Genomic DNA, 16,556 nt, shown 5'->3' on the forward strand with positions numbered 1-16,556 from the left:
TTTAGGGTTTTCCGGGTGTTTGTCTTGCCGCGTCATCCTACCAGGAAATGCATAATGCTTCATCAATCCCGGCCCGCCCCGCGGTCCGGATGAGGTGAAGGCGCATATAATAGGCAGCACTGTCCGGATCGCGAAGCTCCAGCGCTTTGAGAATATTCTCATGTTCCAGGATCGGCTCCCAAAGCCGTCCCGGCGCGCCGAGGGGAAGCAAATGACTTGCCAGCATCGGCGCCTGAAGGGTCTCGTGGATTTGGTCGAAGATGCGATTGCCACCATATTTGATGATGGCGCGATGAAGAGCGAGGTCCGAATGCGCAGCCTGATCAAGATCCTGCGCGCGCAAGGCAATCCGGATCTCATCGTTGAGCTGGCGCAGATGCTGCAATTGCTGAGTCGATATCAGACCGGCGGCAAGCCTTGTCGCATAGGTTTCAAGCAATAGGCGCGCCTGAAAAACTTCCTCCGGCGTCGAGCGTTCTAGACCGTCGATTGCGAATGAAAATTCGCTATTGGGGGCGAGACATACAACCGCGCTGCGTCCGGGGTCGATTTGGATCAAACCCTTCGTTTCCAATATGCTGAGCGCCTCGCGGAGCGACGATCGGCTGATATTGAGTTTGATGGAGAGTTCCCGCTGCGACGGTAGTTTGGCGCCTGGCTTGACAGTACCGTTGGCGATCATTTCCTGGATCTGGCGCGCAGCCAGACGAGGAACAGCCTCCCGCTCCGTCACCAGCTTATCCGACAGGATCTCATCAGTCAAAGGGAAGGTCAATTCCGGTTCTCTGCATCATTTGCTCTCCATTCGCGGGCGATGGAGTTCTGGTCGGGTAAAAGGAAGCCGCCTTGGACTAGGAGTTTTTTACCGCAAGCCGTTCCCTAAGCCAATCCGTGTAGGACAATATGCCGGCCTCCATCGTTTTGGCGGGATAAAACCCGAGATCGCTCTGAGCGGAGGTCGTGTCAAACTCAGCCTGGCGATCGTCCAACGGATCCGGCCCCATCGCGAGTTCGACATCGGCCGAGGGAAGGACGCGACGCACGATATCGGCGATCTCCCCCAGCGTCAGATAAGTGCCGCCGGTCAGGGTATAGGTGCGGCGGGTCATGGTCTTGGCCCTCAAAGCCAGGATCAGCGCCGAGGCCGCATCGTCCACGTGAATGAACTGCCTCGGAAAATCCAGACCCCAGCTCATCCTTGTCGGCTTATGGGTGAGCGCATCGCTAATCATGGTGCGGATGACGCAATCCGTGGTCCGGCCGGGGCCGTAAATCCAGGAAAATCTTAGCGCCAGGCCATCGACACCATGCTGCCTCGCATAGCCCTCGATCAGCGGTTCGATGGCGGCTTTGGTGGCTCCGTAAACGCTGCTCGGCCTTAGCACAACATCCTCCGCGACCGGGCCGGCGGGTGTGTCGCCATAGGCGCTGGTGGATGAACAGCAGACGACACGGGGAATTTTATGGATGCGAGCCAGTTCGAGAAGATTGACGGTTCCCATGACGTTCACTTCGACAAGCCGATATGGATTGTCGATCCCGACCATGGGTCCTGAAAAGGCACCGCAATGGATGATGCCGCTGACTTGGCGCCCTGCGATGATTGCATGAAGACGATGGATATCGGTGAGGTCGGCTTGAACCAGATCGCAGCCATCCGTTGTCCGAGCAACCATATCTGTCGCGATGACTTTTTTGCCCTCGCTTTCCAACCTGTCGCAGACGGCTCTGCCGAGCAAGCCGGCAGCGCCAGTGACGAGAACGACATCATCCATGTTCATGCTCCCAATGCAACGACTGGTGAACGGCCTGCGCCAGACCGACGGGTATCCGACCATTCGATAGGCAGCTCCGCCGCCAGAAGCGTGCGGGTATAAGGATCTTTCGGAGCCTCAAAAATCTCTTCGGTCAGGCCAAGCTCTACGATACGTCCCCGATTGAGCACAATGACATTATGCGCCAGAGACCGCACGGAGTTGAGGTCGTGGGTAATGAACAAGGCGGACAGCCCCATATCCTGCTGAAGAGCACGAATAAGATCGATGATCTGGGCGCGCACGCGGATATCAAGCGCCGTCGTCGGTTCGTCGAAGACCACGAAGTCGGGCTTGGTCGCTAAAGCACGCGCGATACCGATCCGCTTCTGTTCCCCGGCCGTCAACTCATGAGGGTAGGCGCGGGCGAGGTGCTGCGGCAACTGAACCATCTCAAGCAGCTCATCCACGCGCCTCCTTCGCTCGGTTTGCGGAACCCGATCCAAAAGATCGAGGGGCTCAGCGATCAAATCGGAGACGCGCCAACGCGGGTTAAGGGCAACATAGGGTTCCTGAAAGACCATTTGCATGCGACGGCGCAGGGGCCGCAGCTTGGGCTCCTCCATCGTCGCAATGTCCTGGCCGTCAAAGCGAATGACGCCGGAATTCGGTGGCAGCAGCCGAAGGAGGCATTGGCCGATGGTTGTTTTTCCGGAACCGCTTTCACCGACGAGCGCGAGTGTCTCGCCGCGTTCCAGCGAAAAGCTCACCCGGTCCACCGCGATGACCGGAGGCTGGCCGCCGCCGATGTCGAAGGTCTTGCACAGATTGTCGACGACCAGAATCCTGTCTTTGTCCATGCCCGTTTCTGCGGAAGCGACCGGCGCGGCGAGACGATCGCCGCGTGTCGGCTTCGCACGCGCGGCGCCAAGAAGGCTGGTGCTGTAGGCGGTTTGCGGTTGTGCCAGGAAATGTTCCACGGGCTGCAATTCTTCGATCTTGCCATCGCGCATAACGGCGACACGATCGCAGTAATGGGCGATAATGCCAAGATCATGCGTGATAAGAACGACAGAGACCCCGAGCTGGCGCGCTCGTTCGACCAGAAGATCCAGCACCTGGACCTGGACGGTGGCGTCCAGTCCCAAAGTCGCGTCATCAGCCAGGATAATGGCAGGATGCGTGATCAGCGCCATGGCAATGATGATGCGCTGTGCCATGCCGCCGGACAGCTCGTGCGGATAGGCGCGGGCTCTCCTCTCGGGATCGACAATGCCGACCTTATCGAGCAGATCGATCGTCTCTTTCCAGGCCTGACCGCGGGAGCAGGGGCGATGTATTCTCAATACGCGGGAAATCTGCTTGCCGACCCGCTCGACGGGATCCAGCAGAGCCTTGGCATTGGTGCCGATAAGAGAAATGGTGCCGCCGCGCAGCCGCCTCCGCTCACCCTCGCTCATGGCGGCGATGGGCTTGCCGGCGATCGTGACGCTGCCTTGCGTGATGCGCCCGTCGCCCGGTAGCAGTCCGAGCAGCGCCTGGGCGAGCACGGATTTTCCGGCGCCTGTCTCGCCGACGATGCCAAGGATTTCGTTTTTCCCGAGCTGGAAGCTGATCCCGCTGAGGACGATATGGGGAGAGGCGCTTGGTCCGAAGGCGACCGTGAGGTCAAGAACCTCCAAAGCAGCCTGGGTCTTGGTTTCCGGGCTCATCGGTGACGCCTCCTCGGATCCAGCAGAATTCGCAATTCATCGCCGAGCAGTGCGAAACACAGCACCGCGAGAACGATGGCAATGCCGGGGAATAATGAAACCCACCAGACGCCAAGGATCAGCTGCTGAGCCCCTGAGCTGACCATGAGGCCCCATTCCGGCGTCGGCATGCGCACGCCGGCGCCAATGAACGACAATCCCGCTGTCAGCAAAATCGCCATGCCGACACTGATGGAGAGCTGAACGAGAGCCGGTGTCATGGCATTCGGCAGAATATGCCGAAACATGATGGAGCGATCGGTCGCGCCGGAGCAACGTGCGGCGCTGATGAAGGGACGCTGCCGGAGCGACAATACTTCCGCGCGAACAAGGCGTGCGAAGACGGGCACAAACAATATCGCAAGCACCAGCGCCACGTTCCAGATCTCCTGCCCCAGCACGGAAACGAGCGCCATCCCGAGTACAAAGACAGGAAAAGACTGGATGAAGTCGAAAAGGCGCATGACGATGGCACTTGGTATGCCGCTGTAGAAACCGATGATCAGGCCGAGAGGCACCCCGATCGCGAATGCGCCGGCAACCGCTGTGATGCTGACAAGGAGATTGATGCGCGTCGCATATATGATGCGCGACAGAATATCCATGCCATAGACATCCGTGCCGAGCAGGTGAGACGCGGATGGCGGCATCAACGTATGCAAGGGGTCCGCTGTCGTCGGTGAATAAGGCGCGAGCAGGCCTGCGAAGACGATCGCGATGACCTGGAGCAGAAGCAGCGCCGCGCCGAAGGCGGCACCAGGACGCATCAGCCAGGTGCGCATCAGATACGGATCCTTGGGTCAACGAGTTCGTAGAGCACGTCGACGACGAGATAGACCAGCAGGACCACGATGGCCGCGACCATCACGAAGCCCTGCAGGGCCGGATAATCGCTGTTGATGACCGCCTGCACCGCATATTGGCCCAATCCGCCCCAGGAGAAGATGGTTTCGACGATAACCGCCGCGCCGAGCAGAAAGCCGAACAGGAATCCCGCCGTCGTGATGATGGGCGGCATGCTGTTTTTCAGAGACATGGCAACGATACGGCTTTCCGGCATGCCGCAAGCGCGTGCGTGCTGCACAAAGCTGCTGTCATAGACATTGGCGAAGACGGTTTGTGTCATCTTCATCATGGCGCCCGCATTGACAAGACTGATCGTAATGACCGGCAGCGCGAGACGGCTGATGGCCGAGCCGAGATCGGCCCAATTTCCCGTCAGCAGGCTGTCGATCGTATAGAAGCCTGTTATCGTGTTCGGCGGCGTGAGATAGGTATCCAGCCTGCCGAAAGGCGCCGGCGCCCATCCCGCGATATGAAAGAAGAAAAAGATCAGCAGCAATCCCACCCAGAAATCGGGCAAGGCCCCGGCCGCGAGACCATAGAGACGGGTGAGCCGGTCGAACCCGTAACGGCGTCCTGCCACCGACAGTATGGCGAGCCCGACACCGAGGACGACGGTCAGAATCATCGCATAGGTGATCAGCTCAAGCGTCGCTGGTGCCCGCTCAAGCAAATCCTGTGTGACGGGATGCGAGGTAAAGATCGACGTGCCCAGATCGCCGTGCAGGACATTGATGAGATAATGCATAAACTGGATCCAGACGCTCTGGTCCAGACCAAGCCGCTGGCGCAGGGCGGCAATCGCGTCCGGCGTCGCCATATTGCCCAGAAGCAGCAAGGCCGGATCGCCCGGCAAAAGGCGGACGAGCACAAATGTGACGAGCAGAACGCCAAAGAGCTGCATCGGAATCAAGGCAACGCGCGCGAGGATAATCCTCAGCGGACGCGGTATCAGATGCCAGATCGCTCGAAGGCCGCGTAAGGAGGGGAGGGCGGCCCGCGCCGCCCCCCCGCCTTTCGTCGCTTCGATCATTGAGCGGCGCTCTTATGGAAGTCGTACCAGGTATTGCCGTTCGGCGTGTACCAGGAGACCCCATGGACATCGGTCCTGGTCGCAAGCTGATAGCCGGGGTTGAAGAGGAACACCCAGGGGGCCTGATCCATGACGATTTCCTGGACCCGCTTCATTTGCGTGAGACGGGCTGCCTGGTCGGTCGAGGTCAATGCCTGATCGATGAGCTTGTCGACCTCGGCATTTTTGAAATGCGAATAGTCGATGAGCGAAGCGCTATTCAGCCAAAGATTCGCGACATAGGCGGGGTCGGGCACGATCGCCATATCCTGAAAGAAATACATGGGCATTTGGCCTTTGCTGTATTTCTCAACGAGCGAGGAGGACGGCAATTCGTCGAGCTGGACGTCGACGCCCGCGCGGGCGAAGGCGGTCTTTAAGATAACCGCTTGTTCCTGCTCCAGCTCATCATCGGTACGATAGCCGAGGGTGGTACGGAACCCATTCGGATAGCCGGCTGCCGCCAACAGCGCTTTCGCCTTTGCGAGGTCGTCCGTATATTGGAAATACGCGTCGGTATATCCGGGATAGATTTCCGAAATCGGGCTTTTGGTCTCCCGCGCAGTGCCGAAAAAGACGCTCTTCAGCATATCCGAGCGCGGCACGAGATAGTTCAGCGCCTGTCTGACGCGCGGGTCGTTGAAGGGCGGCGTGTCGTTATTCATCTCGACGCGTTCGATGTAGTTTCCGAACATCTTGTAGACATGAACGCCGGGAACGTTCTGCAGCAGATTGAGCTCGCGGGGTTCAAGCCATTCAGCCACATCGACCGCACCGGCCTCGACTGCGGCCGTCCGGTTGGAGGAATCCGGGATTTCGCGAAAGACGATACGCGAGAGGCGCGGCGCACCCAGATAGTAATTGGGGTTTGCCTGATAGATGACGGTCTGGCCGGGCAGGAAGGTGGTCACGCTGTATGGTGCGAAGGACGCGGAATGGGTCGCGAGCCAGCTTGAGCCCCAAGGGTCGGCGGGCGTGAGATGCTTCTTCATCTCGACTTCATCGAGTATGCCCAGATCGTTATTGACCCATAGGCGCGCCAGCAGTGGCGAAGGATGCGGCAAGGAGACCTTGACCGTATAGTCGTCGATTTTCTGGAATGCCTTGTCGAAATCCGTGATCCCGAGGACCTGGGTCATATACCAATGGAAGGTTGCGTTCAGCGCCCATCCGCGTTGGAAGGTCCACATGACATCGTCGGCCGTGAAGGGGTCGCCCTGCGCACTCTTCACGCCATGCCGCAGATGGAAGGTGATTGAGGTTTCATCGGGCGAAAGATCGTAGCTCTCCGCAAGACGCCCAACGATCTTGTCGAAATTCTCGTAAGATACGCCGTCGGCGCCGGCCTTCATGTCATAGGCGAGCAGACGTTCGTAGATATTGCGGCGGGCCTCATGGCTGGCTTCCGTGGGCGGATATTCCTGATCGAGAGATTCAGGTGTCCTTGGTCCGGCCACGACGAGGGTATTGAGTGCCGATTGCGCCAAAACAGGGGCGCTAAAGCAGAGCGGCAACATAAGCGTTGCTACGGCAAGTAACTTGTCACGCACCATCCGTCTCCGTTGTTTTTCCGCAGATGAACAACGCAGGAACCATGCCAAGAAAAACCAAATGGCCCGGCCAGTTAGCGAGGATTTTCGACAAATAGCTGATTTAGAACGATAAAAGACGATAAAATAAGCGGTAATTTATAAAACTGATGGAAAAATAATCAAAACAAAAGCAGTTGACGAAAACTGGTCGGACCATGTTTCTAAATGGAACATGATCAGATTTTTGACGGGAGGAATTTTGACTAGACAAAAAGATTGACTGAACAGTGAGCCGCGAGTGCTCCTCACACGGGATGGCATTGAGGCAGAAAAAATACAGCTTAAATCGAGGTTATTGGCTTCAGTTCGGTGATGGCGCCCGCCCTCGGCAATGGTCTTTGCCACATCGGCTGATCCCTCACCCTGAGCGAGGAGCGATGCTTGCTCTCAAACTGGTCCGACCATTTTTGGAATTGACGGCGTTTGATGTCGAAAATGATGACAGTCAGCGTGTACTTGGTCAGAATTGTCTAAATTTTGGGCGATTGACTGAAATCTGCAGGCGTCTTGCTAAATTTGTCGGCGGATTTTACCGCGCAAGCCCGTGGGATTGCCGGCGATCAGGCCGCCGGTCCAAGGCCGTTCCCCGACCATCGATCAGGAGACAAGGGCGCGGTGGAGGGCCTCACGCGTATGCTTGACATGACCGGCCATGACGATGCCCGCCCGCTCGGCGTCATGGGCGCGGAGAGCGGCCATGAGTTCCTCATGCTCGGTCATGGCCTCCGCCCACCGGTCATGGGCCAGCAAGGCCGCGTATCGGCCGCGTCTGACCCTTGTCAGCAGCGAGGCATGCAGAGCGATCAGCGCGTCGTTGCATGCGGCCTGGACCAGCAGAAGATGAATCTCGTGATTGAGTTTGAAATACTGCTTCCTGTCCCCGGCCGCGAAGCGCTGCTGCATGCGCGCGTGCAGGCGTTCCATATGATCGAGCTGATCCTGGCTCATGCGGTCCGCGGCCAATTCGGCGGCAAGACGCTCTATGCCGCAGATAACCTCAAGCAACTCGCCCATCGCCTTCTCTGACAAGGCAAGCACGCGCGCGCCGCGGCGTGGCAGAAGTTCAACCAGCCCCTCTTGCGCCAAAAGTTTCAAGGCTTCGCGGACCGGGGTGCGGGAGACTGCCAGCATCTCACTCAGTTTCGCGTCATTCAGACGATCGCCAGCCGCGAGATCTCCCTCCACGATCATGTCGCGCAGCTGTGCCAGCACCTCCTCGTGCAACGGGCGCCGCGCCAAAATCGGCGCTCGTTTCATGCCCGAAGCCGCGTCCTTGCGCGCTTTTGTGGGCGAGTCCGGCGTCTGCGCCATGGTCCTGTCCTATCGTCGGGCGATCTGGTCATTTTGCATGCAAAATTCAAAAAAAGAAAGCCAGCTTGGTACTGAGAGCAAGAAAAATATAGCGATTATAATGGATTAAATGAAATGCGAGCCTGGCATCTAATTTGCTTCACAGATCATATGCATCAACGGAGGAGACTGGCATGAAGCTCAATCGGTTGCGGCGAGCCTGGGGTCCCAAAAGTTTGTCCTGCTTCCTATTGGCAGCCTCTATCCTGGCTGGAAGTGCCGCCGCGGGTCAGGCAGCACAGGACAGTTCCGACCGCTTCGTGCCGGCACCGCCCGAAGCGGGCACCGCCATACCCGGTGCGACCATCAAATTCGGGATGCGGCCTTATGCCGATAATACGCCTTACGTCATCGGCATGAAGAAAGGCTGGTTCAAAGAGGTCGGCATCAGTTTTACGCCGCCACCTTATGGATTGAAGGCCAATGACTCCAATGTATTGACGCTCATGCTCAATGGGCAGTTGGATATGATCAGCGAATACTGCCCGCTGTTTCTGCCGACATATCGGACGTCTCGCCTGCTGAAATGCATTGCCTTCACCGACAATAATCAGGCCTTCGCGATCCTCGCCAATCCCAAACTGCATCTCAAGACCTTCAAGGACTATATCGCGGAGGGGAAAAGCTTTTCCGAGGCACTGAAGCTGGCATTGGCACCCCTCGCCGGCAAAACGCTGGTCGGCGCGCCGGAATTGAGTGCGCGTCCTTTCGAGGAGACACTCGGCAAACTGTCTGGCCTCACCTGGAATCTTCAGGTTCTGGATGATTCGAAGTCGCTCGTTCTCGCTCAGGCGGGACGGGAGCTTTTCGTCAATCCCGAGGGCGCGCCGATCACTTATACCTTGCGCCAGGCGGGCTGGACCGATGTCGTCGATATCGGCGATCTGGTGAAATACGGCCCGGGCGGCACGAATTCCCCGCTGGAAGACGTGATCGATATCGTCGGCATCGCGGCGCGCAGCGACTATGTCAATACAAACCAGAATACCGTTCTGCGCTTCCTGTCCGTGGTATGGCGCATCTTTGATGCGACTGCCAAGGATCCGTCGCTTTACGACATCCAGGCTCCTTATCTGAACAGCTTCGCGGGGACATCGCTCGACGGCAAGGGCGTTGCCAATACCGTCAATATCCTCGACCCGTTCACGCCGTTCGACGAGGACAAGGTATATTACGATGAGCCCGCCAACCTCGTTTATTACAAAAGCGTCTGGTCCGCGATCATCGCCGATCTGGAACAGCATCACGTCATCCCGGCCGGGGTCGTGAAGCCGGATGATGTCGTCTGGGGCGCGCCGATCTGGCATGAAATGACCGCTTATCGCGACAAGACGAATGCCTTGTTGACCAGCTTGTCTGGCAAGTCCTTGTCTGCCGACAAAACCAAGCTGGTCGACCAGGCAAAGACATTCTACACGAATTTCGACTATCTGGATTCCTACCGCCTTGCGCTTGCGGCCAGCCAGTAAGGGGCTGGCCCTTGTCCCTGACCACAATGCCTGTCCGTGACGGAGGTGCGAGGCGCGTAACGCGCGCCTTGCGCTTCGATCCGATGGCATGGCTTGGAATATTGCTACTTCTGCTGGTCTGGGAACTGGCGGCGTGTTTGCTGCCGCCAGCGATTTTGCCTGCGCCGCTTGGTGTTGTCAGGCGCCTTTGCAGCGAATTCCTGTCGGCGCCGGACCTCAGCTATTTTGGTCTGGCGAATGCCAGCCTGCTCGGCAGCATGACCTATACGGCGGAGAACGTGCTGCTCGCCATGATCGTCGGCGCTGCCTTCGCCATTCCCTTGGGGCTTGTCACGGCAAGGCAAGAGCTTATCCGTGCAGTGATCGATCCTGTGATGATGACCGTGGGCACGGTGCCCATTCTCATTCTCGCACCGTTTCTGCTGATCTGGTTCGGCGTCGGCCGGGCCAGCGCCGTGCTGCTCGTGACCTTCTACGTCATCGTCGTCGTCTATGTCGCCGCACAACGCGCGGCCGAGAATATCGCGCCGGTGTTCGAGGATTATGCAGCGACGCTCGGCGCGTCGCCTCGCGCGGTGCTGCGTGATATTCTCATCCCCGCGACCATTCCGGAAATTCTCGGTGGATTGCGCATCGCTTTGGCCGGCGCCTGGGGGCTTGAGGCCGTATCCGAACTTCTGGGCGCCCAGCAGGGAATAGGCAAAATCATCGAGGTCCTGGCTGGCGCCACCGATGCCCAGGGCATCATGGCGGCGCTGTTGCTTCTGGGGCTTGTCGCAACCGTTTGCGACGGATGCGCTGCGTGGGCCATTCATCGCCTCACGCGCTGGAAATCCTCCACCCCTGTTGCCGGAGCGTGACGCATGGCGAATGCAGTGCAAGATATCCAGATCCGTCATCTGTCCCGGCGCTTTACGCGGGCAGACGGGCAGACGGTCACTGCGCTCGATGACCTGAGCGTCACCATCAAAGCCGGAGAGTTCGTCTGTCTGGTCGGCCCATCCGGCTGTGGCAAGACGACGTTGCTGCAAATGCTGGCCGGCCTGTTGCGGCAGAGTTCGGGCGAGATCGAAGCCCAGGGGAAGCCAGTGTTAAGGCCGGGCCCGGAACGCGGCGTCGTCTTCCAGAAAGACAGTGTCTTTCCCTGGATGCGGGTGATCGACAATGTCGAATACGGGTTGAAATGCCGCGGCGTGAGCAAGGGTGAACGCCGCGAACGCGCCTTGCATTATCTGGAACGCGTTGGACTGATGCAGGTCGCCCAGGCCTGGCCGAAGGAACTGTCCGGCGGCATGCTCAAACGCGTGGCGATCGCCACCGTTTTCGCGAATGGCGCCGAGATATTGATGCTCGACGAGCCGTTCGGCGCATTGGACTATGTCACGCGTCACCAATTGCATGATGTGCTCCTGGATCTTTGGCTTGACGGTGAGGGCGGTCGGCGCAGGACGGTCATTTTCGTGACGCATGATGTGGATGAGGCCTTGATTCTCGCCGACCGCATTCTGGTGTTTCATTCGGGTCGCATGGTCGAAGACCTTGCGGTGACATTGCCCAAACCGCGCTCCGCCGATGATCTTGTCCTGCCGGAATTGGTGAACCATCGTCACAGGCTGCTGCAGCATATGGGCCTAATACGCCCGGCTGCCGCGAAGCCGGGCCAGTGAGATGAAGCCGCTTTCGCCCAGCCGCAGGCGGGCCATTGGCCTCATCGTCCTGCTTTGCCTCGCGGCGATCTGGCAGTTGCTTTCTATGATCTACCCTGCGGAGGCACAGCCCGGCGAACCGATGATCGCCGGCTGGCAAGTGATCTTTACCAAGACATTGCTGTCGCTATCCGACTACTGGCAAGGGGGATTGGGCGTCAGGTCCGTCGCGGAAGGGGCAAGTCGCGGTTATGCGGCCGCTTGCCTCACGCTGATCGTCAATAGCGCGATCACCCTCGCGCGCGTCCTTGGCGGTCTTGCCATCGGCACTCTGCTCGGCATGATCGGCGGGCTTGCCGTCTCCTGGTCTTCCTGGGGGCGCCGCATCGTCAATTTGCCGATGCAGTTTCTGCGCACCCTGCCGCTTCTGGCCATGGTCCCGCTGTTTCAGCTTTGGTTCGGCACCAATCTTTTCGGACAGATCGCCTTCACGGCTTATGGCGTGAGCGTCATTGTCTTTGCCGGCACGGTCAATGCGGTCGCCAATATTCCTGCGATCTTTATCGACAATGCCCGCAGCCTCGGTGCGAGCCAGAGCCAGATTTATCGCAGCGTGATTCTACCGGGCATTTTGCCGGGCATGCGGTCGACGATCCTGCTGGCCCTTGGCACGGCCTGGAGCGCTGTTCTGGGCGCCGAGTATCTGGGGGCGCAATCGGGGCTGGGTTATATCATCGTCTATGCACAGCAATTCGCCTATCTCGACCGCATGTTCCTGGTCGCTCTGGTGATCCTGGTTTTTGCTGCGGTGTTTTATACGCTGTTTGATCGCGCGACCCGGAAGCTGCTGGCTTGGGCGCCGCAAACCTCTCGTCGGGAGATTGCGCGGTGAGCGCAGATCACCTCAGTAATGCCCGCGACCTTGGGCGATCCGTTCAGTCCGGCCGTCACAAAGCGGTCGAGGTTGCCCAGGTGGCACTGGACGCGATCGCGGCGCAAAATGCGCGCTTGAACGCCTTCGTATCGGTCGATGCCGACGGCGTTCTGGCTGCCGCCGCCGCTGTCGATGCGCAGGTCAAGGACGGTATCGTCCTGCCACTGGCCGGTGTGCCGGTCGCCGTGAAGGATAATATCTGGGTCAAGGGGCAAAGGGTCACGCAGGGGTCGCGGCTTTTTGCGGATTTCGTAGCGCCGGATGACGCGGTTGCGGTCAGCCGTCTGCGCGCCGCCGGTGCGGTCATCATCGGCATGACCAATACGTCCGAATTCGCCTGCAAGGGCAATACGACCAATCTGCTGTTCGGGCCGACGCGCCATCCGCTCGATCCCCGATTGACGCCGGGCGGATCGTCGGGCGGCAGTGCCGCCGCCGTGGCGGCCGGGCTTGTACCGATCGCGCTCGGCACGGATGCCGGCGGGTCAAGCTGCCGACCGCCTGCGCATGTGGGTGCGGTGGGCTTCAAACCATCGCTCGGGGCGATTCCCTACGGGCCGGGCTTCCGGGAGCCGTTGCAGAGCATCTCCTGCCTTTGTCCTATGACCAATGGGGTCGCCGACGCGGCGCTCGCCTTTTCGGTTCTGGCCGGATTGCCAAGGGAAGGGGGGAGACCGCCCGGGCCGCCGCTGCGCATTGCCTATTCCCCGCGGTTTGGTCTTTCCGTCCCGGTCGACCCAGAGATAGAGGCGATGGTGGAGGCAGCGGTCGAGGGCGTCAGGCGCCAAGGCTTTGCCGTGCAGCGGGCCGACCCGCCTTGGCCTGACGGGATGTCCGAGGCCAGTCTCATGCCGCTGCAGCATGCCGGTCTGGCGGCAATTTACGGTGAAACCTTCCGCCAATCCCCGGATCTGTTCGATCCGGATATCGCCAGTCAGATCGATCGGGGGCTTAGCCTGTCCGGTGCGAAGGTCGCCATGGCGCTGATCCAGAGCGCGGAAGTCACGCAATCGCTGGCGCGGTTCTTACGCGCATTCGACATCCTGGTCGGCCCGACGGTGCCTTGTTTCTCCTGGCCGCTTGACCGTCTGGGCCCCGAGACCATAGCGGGGCAGCCTGTCGAACCGCGAGCCCATGCGGCTTTCACGCCGCTTTTCAATCATGCGCGGGTGCCGGCGATTTCGATTCCCTGCGGCAAGGGTTCCAGCGGCCTACCCGCCGGGCTGCAGTTGATCGCGGCCGAGGGAAGGGACCTAGCCCTTCTGGACTTCGCGGCCGTGGTTGAGAGCATCCTGAGCGAAATGCCAACCTCGTCATGCTGATCCAGTGAGAGACTTTGCCCCGATGCGCCTTCTGCTTTTGAACCCGAATACCACCGAAGCCTTGACCGAGCGTATGGCGAGCGTTGCGCGTGGCATAGCCGCCGAGACCACGGTGATCGACGCCATTACCGCGCCGCGCGGCTTGCCCTATATCGCGACACGCGCGGAAGCGGTGATCGGGGGCGCGATTGCCCTCGAAATGCTGGCGGACCTCAGCGCGCCCTATGATGCCGTGATCATGGCCGCCTTTGGCGATCCGGCTCTCAATGCCGCGCGGGAATTGCTTTCGGTTCCCGTGGTCGGGCTTGCCGAAGCGTCCATACTGACCGCCTGCATGCTCGGCCGCCGTTTCTCGATCGTCACCTTTTCCGCCAATCTCGCCCCCTGGTTCGAGGAATGCGTGGCCGCGAACGGAATGGGCGGCCGCCTTGCCTCGCTACGTGTCGCGCGCCAGGCCTTCAGCGACATCGATCTTGTTCAGGCGGAGATGACGGCGGCGCTTGTCGAGGCGGCGACCTTGGCGGCGCGGGAGGACGGCGCGGAAGTGATCATCCTGGGCGGCGCCCCGCTTGCGGGTCTAGCGCGTCGCGTCGCGCCGTTGCTACCCGTACCCGTGATCGATAGCGTTGAAGCCGCAACCCGCATGGCCGAGACGCTCGCCCTTCTCAAACCGCGCAAAGCCGAGATCGGCAGCTTTCGTCTGCCGGACGGAAAACCCACGGTTGGGCTGCCCGCCGCGCTCGCATCGCTATTAGGCGGCGGCGGCTGAGGACAAGGCTCTCGCACATCCGCCAGGCGGCGAGAGCATCATGGTTTCCAAAGTCCCGGGAAGGCAGGCGCCGCTGAGTTGCTAGGCACAACAATGTCCGCCGCCCGCGAGGACACTCGCGCGATTGGTGCTGTCCGGCACATCGATACCGGGATTGGCCGGGAAAAATCCACTCGGCATCAGTGAAAATCCGCAGGAGATGCAGGGCTGGACGGGAAAATCCTCGGGCCGGACGATGTGATGCAATCCAAAGACATGCCAGAGAACGATGTCCTGGTTCTCGATATTGCGATCCTGCTTGACGATTTCCGCGAGGCTGTCGCTGCCGTCCGAATTGCAGACGAATTCACCGGCCGGGTAGCGCTCATTCTCATGAAAGGGCGTCACCCAGATATGATTGCGCGTGAAGCTGGAGCGCTGGCCGGACGGCCCATCCTCATTCAGAAAAGGCGTGACGCAATTCGGCGCGTCCAGCTTATAGGCGACTGGCTTGCCGACATGGTTCAGCTTGCCGGGATTGATGACCTTCCAGCTGCGATGCGTTGCGGCATCGGCCTTGCGCGCTGCCGCCAATTCCGTCGTCAGCACCTTGTCCTCGGCATAGAAGGCATTGCCGTGCGGATTCCTCGGGCTGACCGGCTCGGCATAGGTATTGGTCTCGACAACGCTATTGCCGGAACCGTCCACCGCCATATCCAGCCGCGCGCAAAACAGATGCTGATGGATGGGGCCTTGCAGGCCGGGTGAGAGTTCGGTCGCGTATTTGCTGGGCTGGCCGGGTTCGCAGGCATTGGTATTGACGATACCCGTTGCCTTCATCTCGAATTCGATATCGCCGCTTTGGGTGAAAGACCAGTATTGGGCATATTCGTAATTGCCGACCGTGCAGACGCAGGAGACGACAAGCTTGCGGCCACGCCGGATCTGGGTGCGGTCGGCGCGGAAATCCCAATGCTTCCATAGAATGCCGGCGTCTTCTTCGTGAATGCAGATCGCCTTCTCAATCGTATAGATGCTGCCGTCGAGCATATTCACATGGGTATCGAGATATTGGATGGCGCCGAGACAATCGCAGCCCAGTTTCAGAGAGTTGGTGAATTTCCCGAAGCCATATTCGCCGATATCGAAGATGTTCTGGCGATAATGCCCGCCCTCGGGCGAGCCATAGGGTACCACGAGTTCGGCGAGCGCCGCGCGCCGCACGATCGGCCGTCCGTCCCAGCGGATGTCATGCAGGATAAGTCCGTCGCGCGGATTGAAGCCGATCGCGAAACTCCATTGATCCCAGCGCATCGCATGGCCGTCTAGCACGAAGCTGACGCCTTCAGGCTGGACGATGTTAAGCGGCTTCAGCGCCGCGCGGGGTATGACGAATTTGGAATCGTACGGAATGTCGATCATCGGGATCGGCGGCCCACCATGATCGTCAAGCCGCAGAACCTCACCGGTCTTGATATCGACGACGACGTTCAGCCCCTCGATGGGATGGGCGTAGAAATTTTCGAATTCATGCAGACGCAGCCAGGAGAAGGTGTGGGAGATGAGACGGCCTTCCTCATCCGGGAAGCCGAAATTGCCACCTGTCCAGGCATCGACGCAAACCGCCGTCATATCGGCAATGCCGCGCGTGGCGCAGGCCGCGATGAAACGCGGATCGGCGCGCACGACACGCTCCACATCCAGAAGCTGCTCGACCTGCACCATGGGTCGCATGGTCGGAAAATGCTGTGCGGTCAGGATGCGCGCCTCGGACAGAGACAGCGTCAGACTCCAGACGCCCGGCTGGTCCCGCTGGCAGACCTGGGCGCGGGCGTCGCGCGGCAGGGTCTCCCCCGCCATCGCGGCACGATATTCTGCCGGCGTCGGCTCTTTCAATTCGATGGTCTGGAACAGCGTCGCCGGTCCGAATTCTTTGGCCGCCTTGATGATGGCGACCAGGGCCGTGATTTCATCGGGGCCGAGGGGCGCCAGCGCCGCCAGATAGGCAGGGGTTGCGGTGGCAATACTGGCCGTCTGGTCAGGGTCGTTCATTAATCCGATCCTTTGTTCTTTGC

14 protein-coding genes are annotated in these 16,556 nt (G+C 59.8%); 6 read left to right on the forward strand and 8 right to left on the reverse strand.

The annotated features are described in order from the left end of the window. Positions 1-37: 37 nt before the first annotated feature. From ACELLULO517_RS13945 to ACELLULO517_RS13975, 7 genes are all read right to left on the reverse strand, one after another. Complete coding sequence (locus tag ACELLULO517_RS13945; RefSeq protein WP_227308013.1) at positions 38-763, reverse strand: FadR/GntR family transcriptional regulator; 726 nt, start codon at positions 761-763, stop codon at positions 38-40. A gap of 88 nt (positions 764-851) precedes the next feature. Then, positions 852-1,775 (reverse strand): NAD-dependent epimerase/dehydratase family protein, encoded by a 924-nt coding sequence (locus tag ACELLULO517_RS13950; RefSeq protein WP_227308014.1) that lies wholly within the window; start codon positions 1,773-1,775, stop codon positions 852-854. A gap of 2 nt (positions 1,776-1,777) precedes the next feature. Continuing rightward, a complete protein-coding gene (locus ACELLULO517_RS13955; RefSeq protein ID WP_227308015.1) occupies positions 1,778-3,466 on the reverse strand; it encodes an ATP-binding cassette domain-containing protein in 1,689 nt (562 codons plus the stop codon). Continuing rightward, positions 3,463-4,287: an ABC transporter permease gene (locus ACELLULO517_RS13960; RefSeq protein ID WP_227308016.1), complete on the reverse strand. Its 825-nt coding sequence runs from the start codon at positions 4,285-4,287 to the stop codon at positions 3,463-3,465. Before ACELLULO517_RS13960 ends, ACELLULO517_RS13955 begins: the two co-directional genes overlap by 4 nt. Continuing rightward, entirely contained in the window at positions 4,287-5,381 is a 1,095-nt protein-coding gene (locus tag ACELLULO517_RS13965; protein WP_227308017.1) for an ABC transporter permease, read from the reverse strand. Before ACELLULO517_RS13965 ends, ACELLULO517_RS13960 begins: the two co-directional genes overlap by 1 nt. After that, complete coding sequence (locus ACELLULO517_RS13970) at positions 5,378-6,970, reverse strand: ABC transporter substrate-binding protein (protein WP_227308018.1); 1,593 nt, start codon at positions 6,968-6,970, stop codon at positions 5,378-5,380. Before ACELLULO517_RS13970 ends, ACELLULO517_RS13965 begins: the two co-directional genes overlap by 4 nt. A gap of 639 nt (positions 6,971-7,609) precedes the next feature. Then, a complete protein-coding gene (locus ACELLULO517_RS13975) occupies positions 7,610-8,323 on the reverse strand; it encodes a GntR family transcriptional regulator (protein ID WP_227308019.1) in 714 nt (237 codons plus the stop codon). Positions 8,324-8,496: 173 nt separating this feature from the next. Between ACELLULO517_RS13975 and ACELLULO517_RS13980 the strand changes: the two genes are divergently transcribed. The 6 genes from ACELLULO517_RS13980 to ACELLULO517_RS14005 are packed head-to-tail and all read left to right on the forward strand — an operon-like array spanning position 8,497 to position 14,502. Continuing rightward, a complete protein-coding gene (locus ACELLULO517_RS13980) occupies positions 8,497-9,831 on the forward strand; it encodes a substrate-binding domain-containing protein (protein ID WP_227308020.1) in 1,335 nt (444 codons plus the stop codon). Positions 9,832-9,842: 11 nt separating this feature from the next. After that, positions 9,843-10,691 carry an ABC transporter permease gene (locus tag ACELLULO517_RS13985; protein ID WP_227308021.1) on the forward strand — a complete coding sequence of 283 codons (849 nt, stop codon included), beginning with the start codon at positions 9,843-9,845 and terminating at the stop codon, positions 10,689-10,691. Positions 10,692-10,694: 3 nt separating this feature from the next. Beyond that, complete coding sequence (locus ACELLULO517_RS13990) at positions 10,695-11,498, forward strand: ABC transporter ATP-binding protein (protein ID WP_227308022.1); 804 nt, start codon at positions 10,695-10,697, stop codon at positions 11,496-11,498. Position 11,499: 1 nt separating this feature from the next. Then, on the forward strand, positions 11,500-12,369 hold the full coding sequence (locus ACELLULO517_RS13995; protein WP_227308023.1) for an ABC transporter permease: 870 nt from the start codon (positions 11,500-11,502) through the stop codon (positions 12,367-12,369). Beyond that, positions 12,366-13,733, forward strand: coding sequence for an amidase (locus ACELLULO517_RS14000; RefSeq protein WP_227308024.1), 1,368 nt, complete (start codon positions 12,366-12,368; stop codon positions 13,731-13,733). The genes ACELLULO517_RS13995 and ACELLULO517_RS14000 overlap by 4 nt, the downstream gene beginning before the upstream one ends. A gap of 22 nt (positions 13,734-13,755) precedes the next feature. Then, positions 13,756-14,502, forward strand: a complete 747-nt coding sequence (locus ACELLULO517_RS14005; protein ID WP_227308025.1) for an aspartate/glutamate racemase family protein — start codon at positions 13,756-13,758, stop codon at positions 14,500-14,502. Between the two features lie 81 nt (positions 14,503-14,583). Here ACELLULO517_RS14005 and ACELLULO517_RS14010 read toward each other — a convergent pair whose 3' ends face one another. After that, the gene (locus tag ACELLULO517_RS14010) at positions 14,584-16,533 is read right to left on the reverse strand and encodes a primary-amine oxidase (protein WP_227308026.1); all 1,950 of its coding nucleotides are present in this window, start codon (positions 16,531-16,533) and stop codon (positions 14,584-14,586) included. Positions 16,534-16,556 lie beyond the last annotated feature (23 nt).

Origin of the sequence: Acidisoma cellulosilyticum (assembly GCF_020621385.1) — a bacterium.
Lineage (GTDB): Bacteria > Pseudomonadota > Alphaproteobacteria > Acetobacterales > Acetobacteraceae > Acidisoma > Acidisoma cellulosilyticum.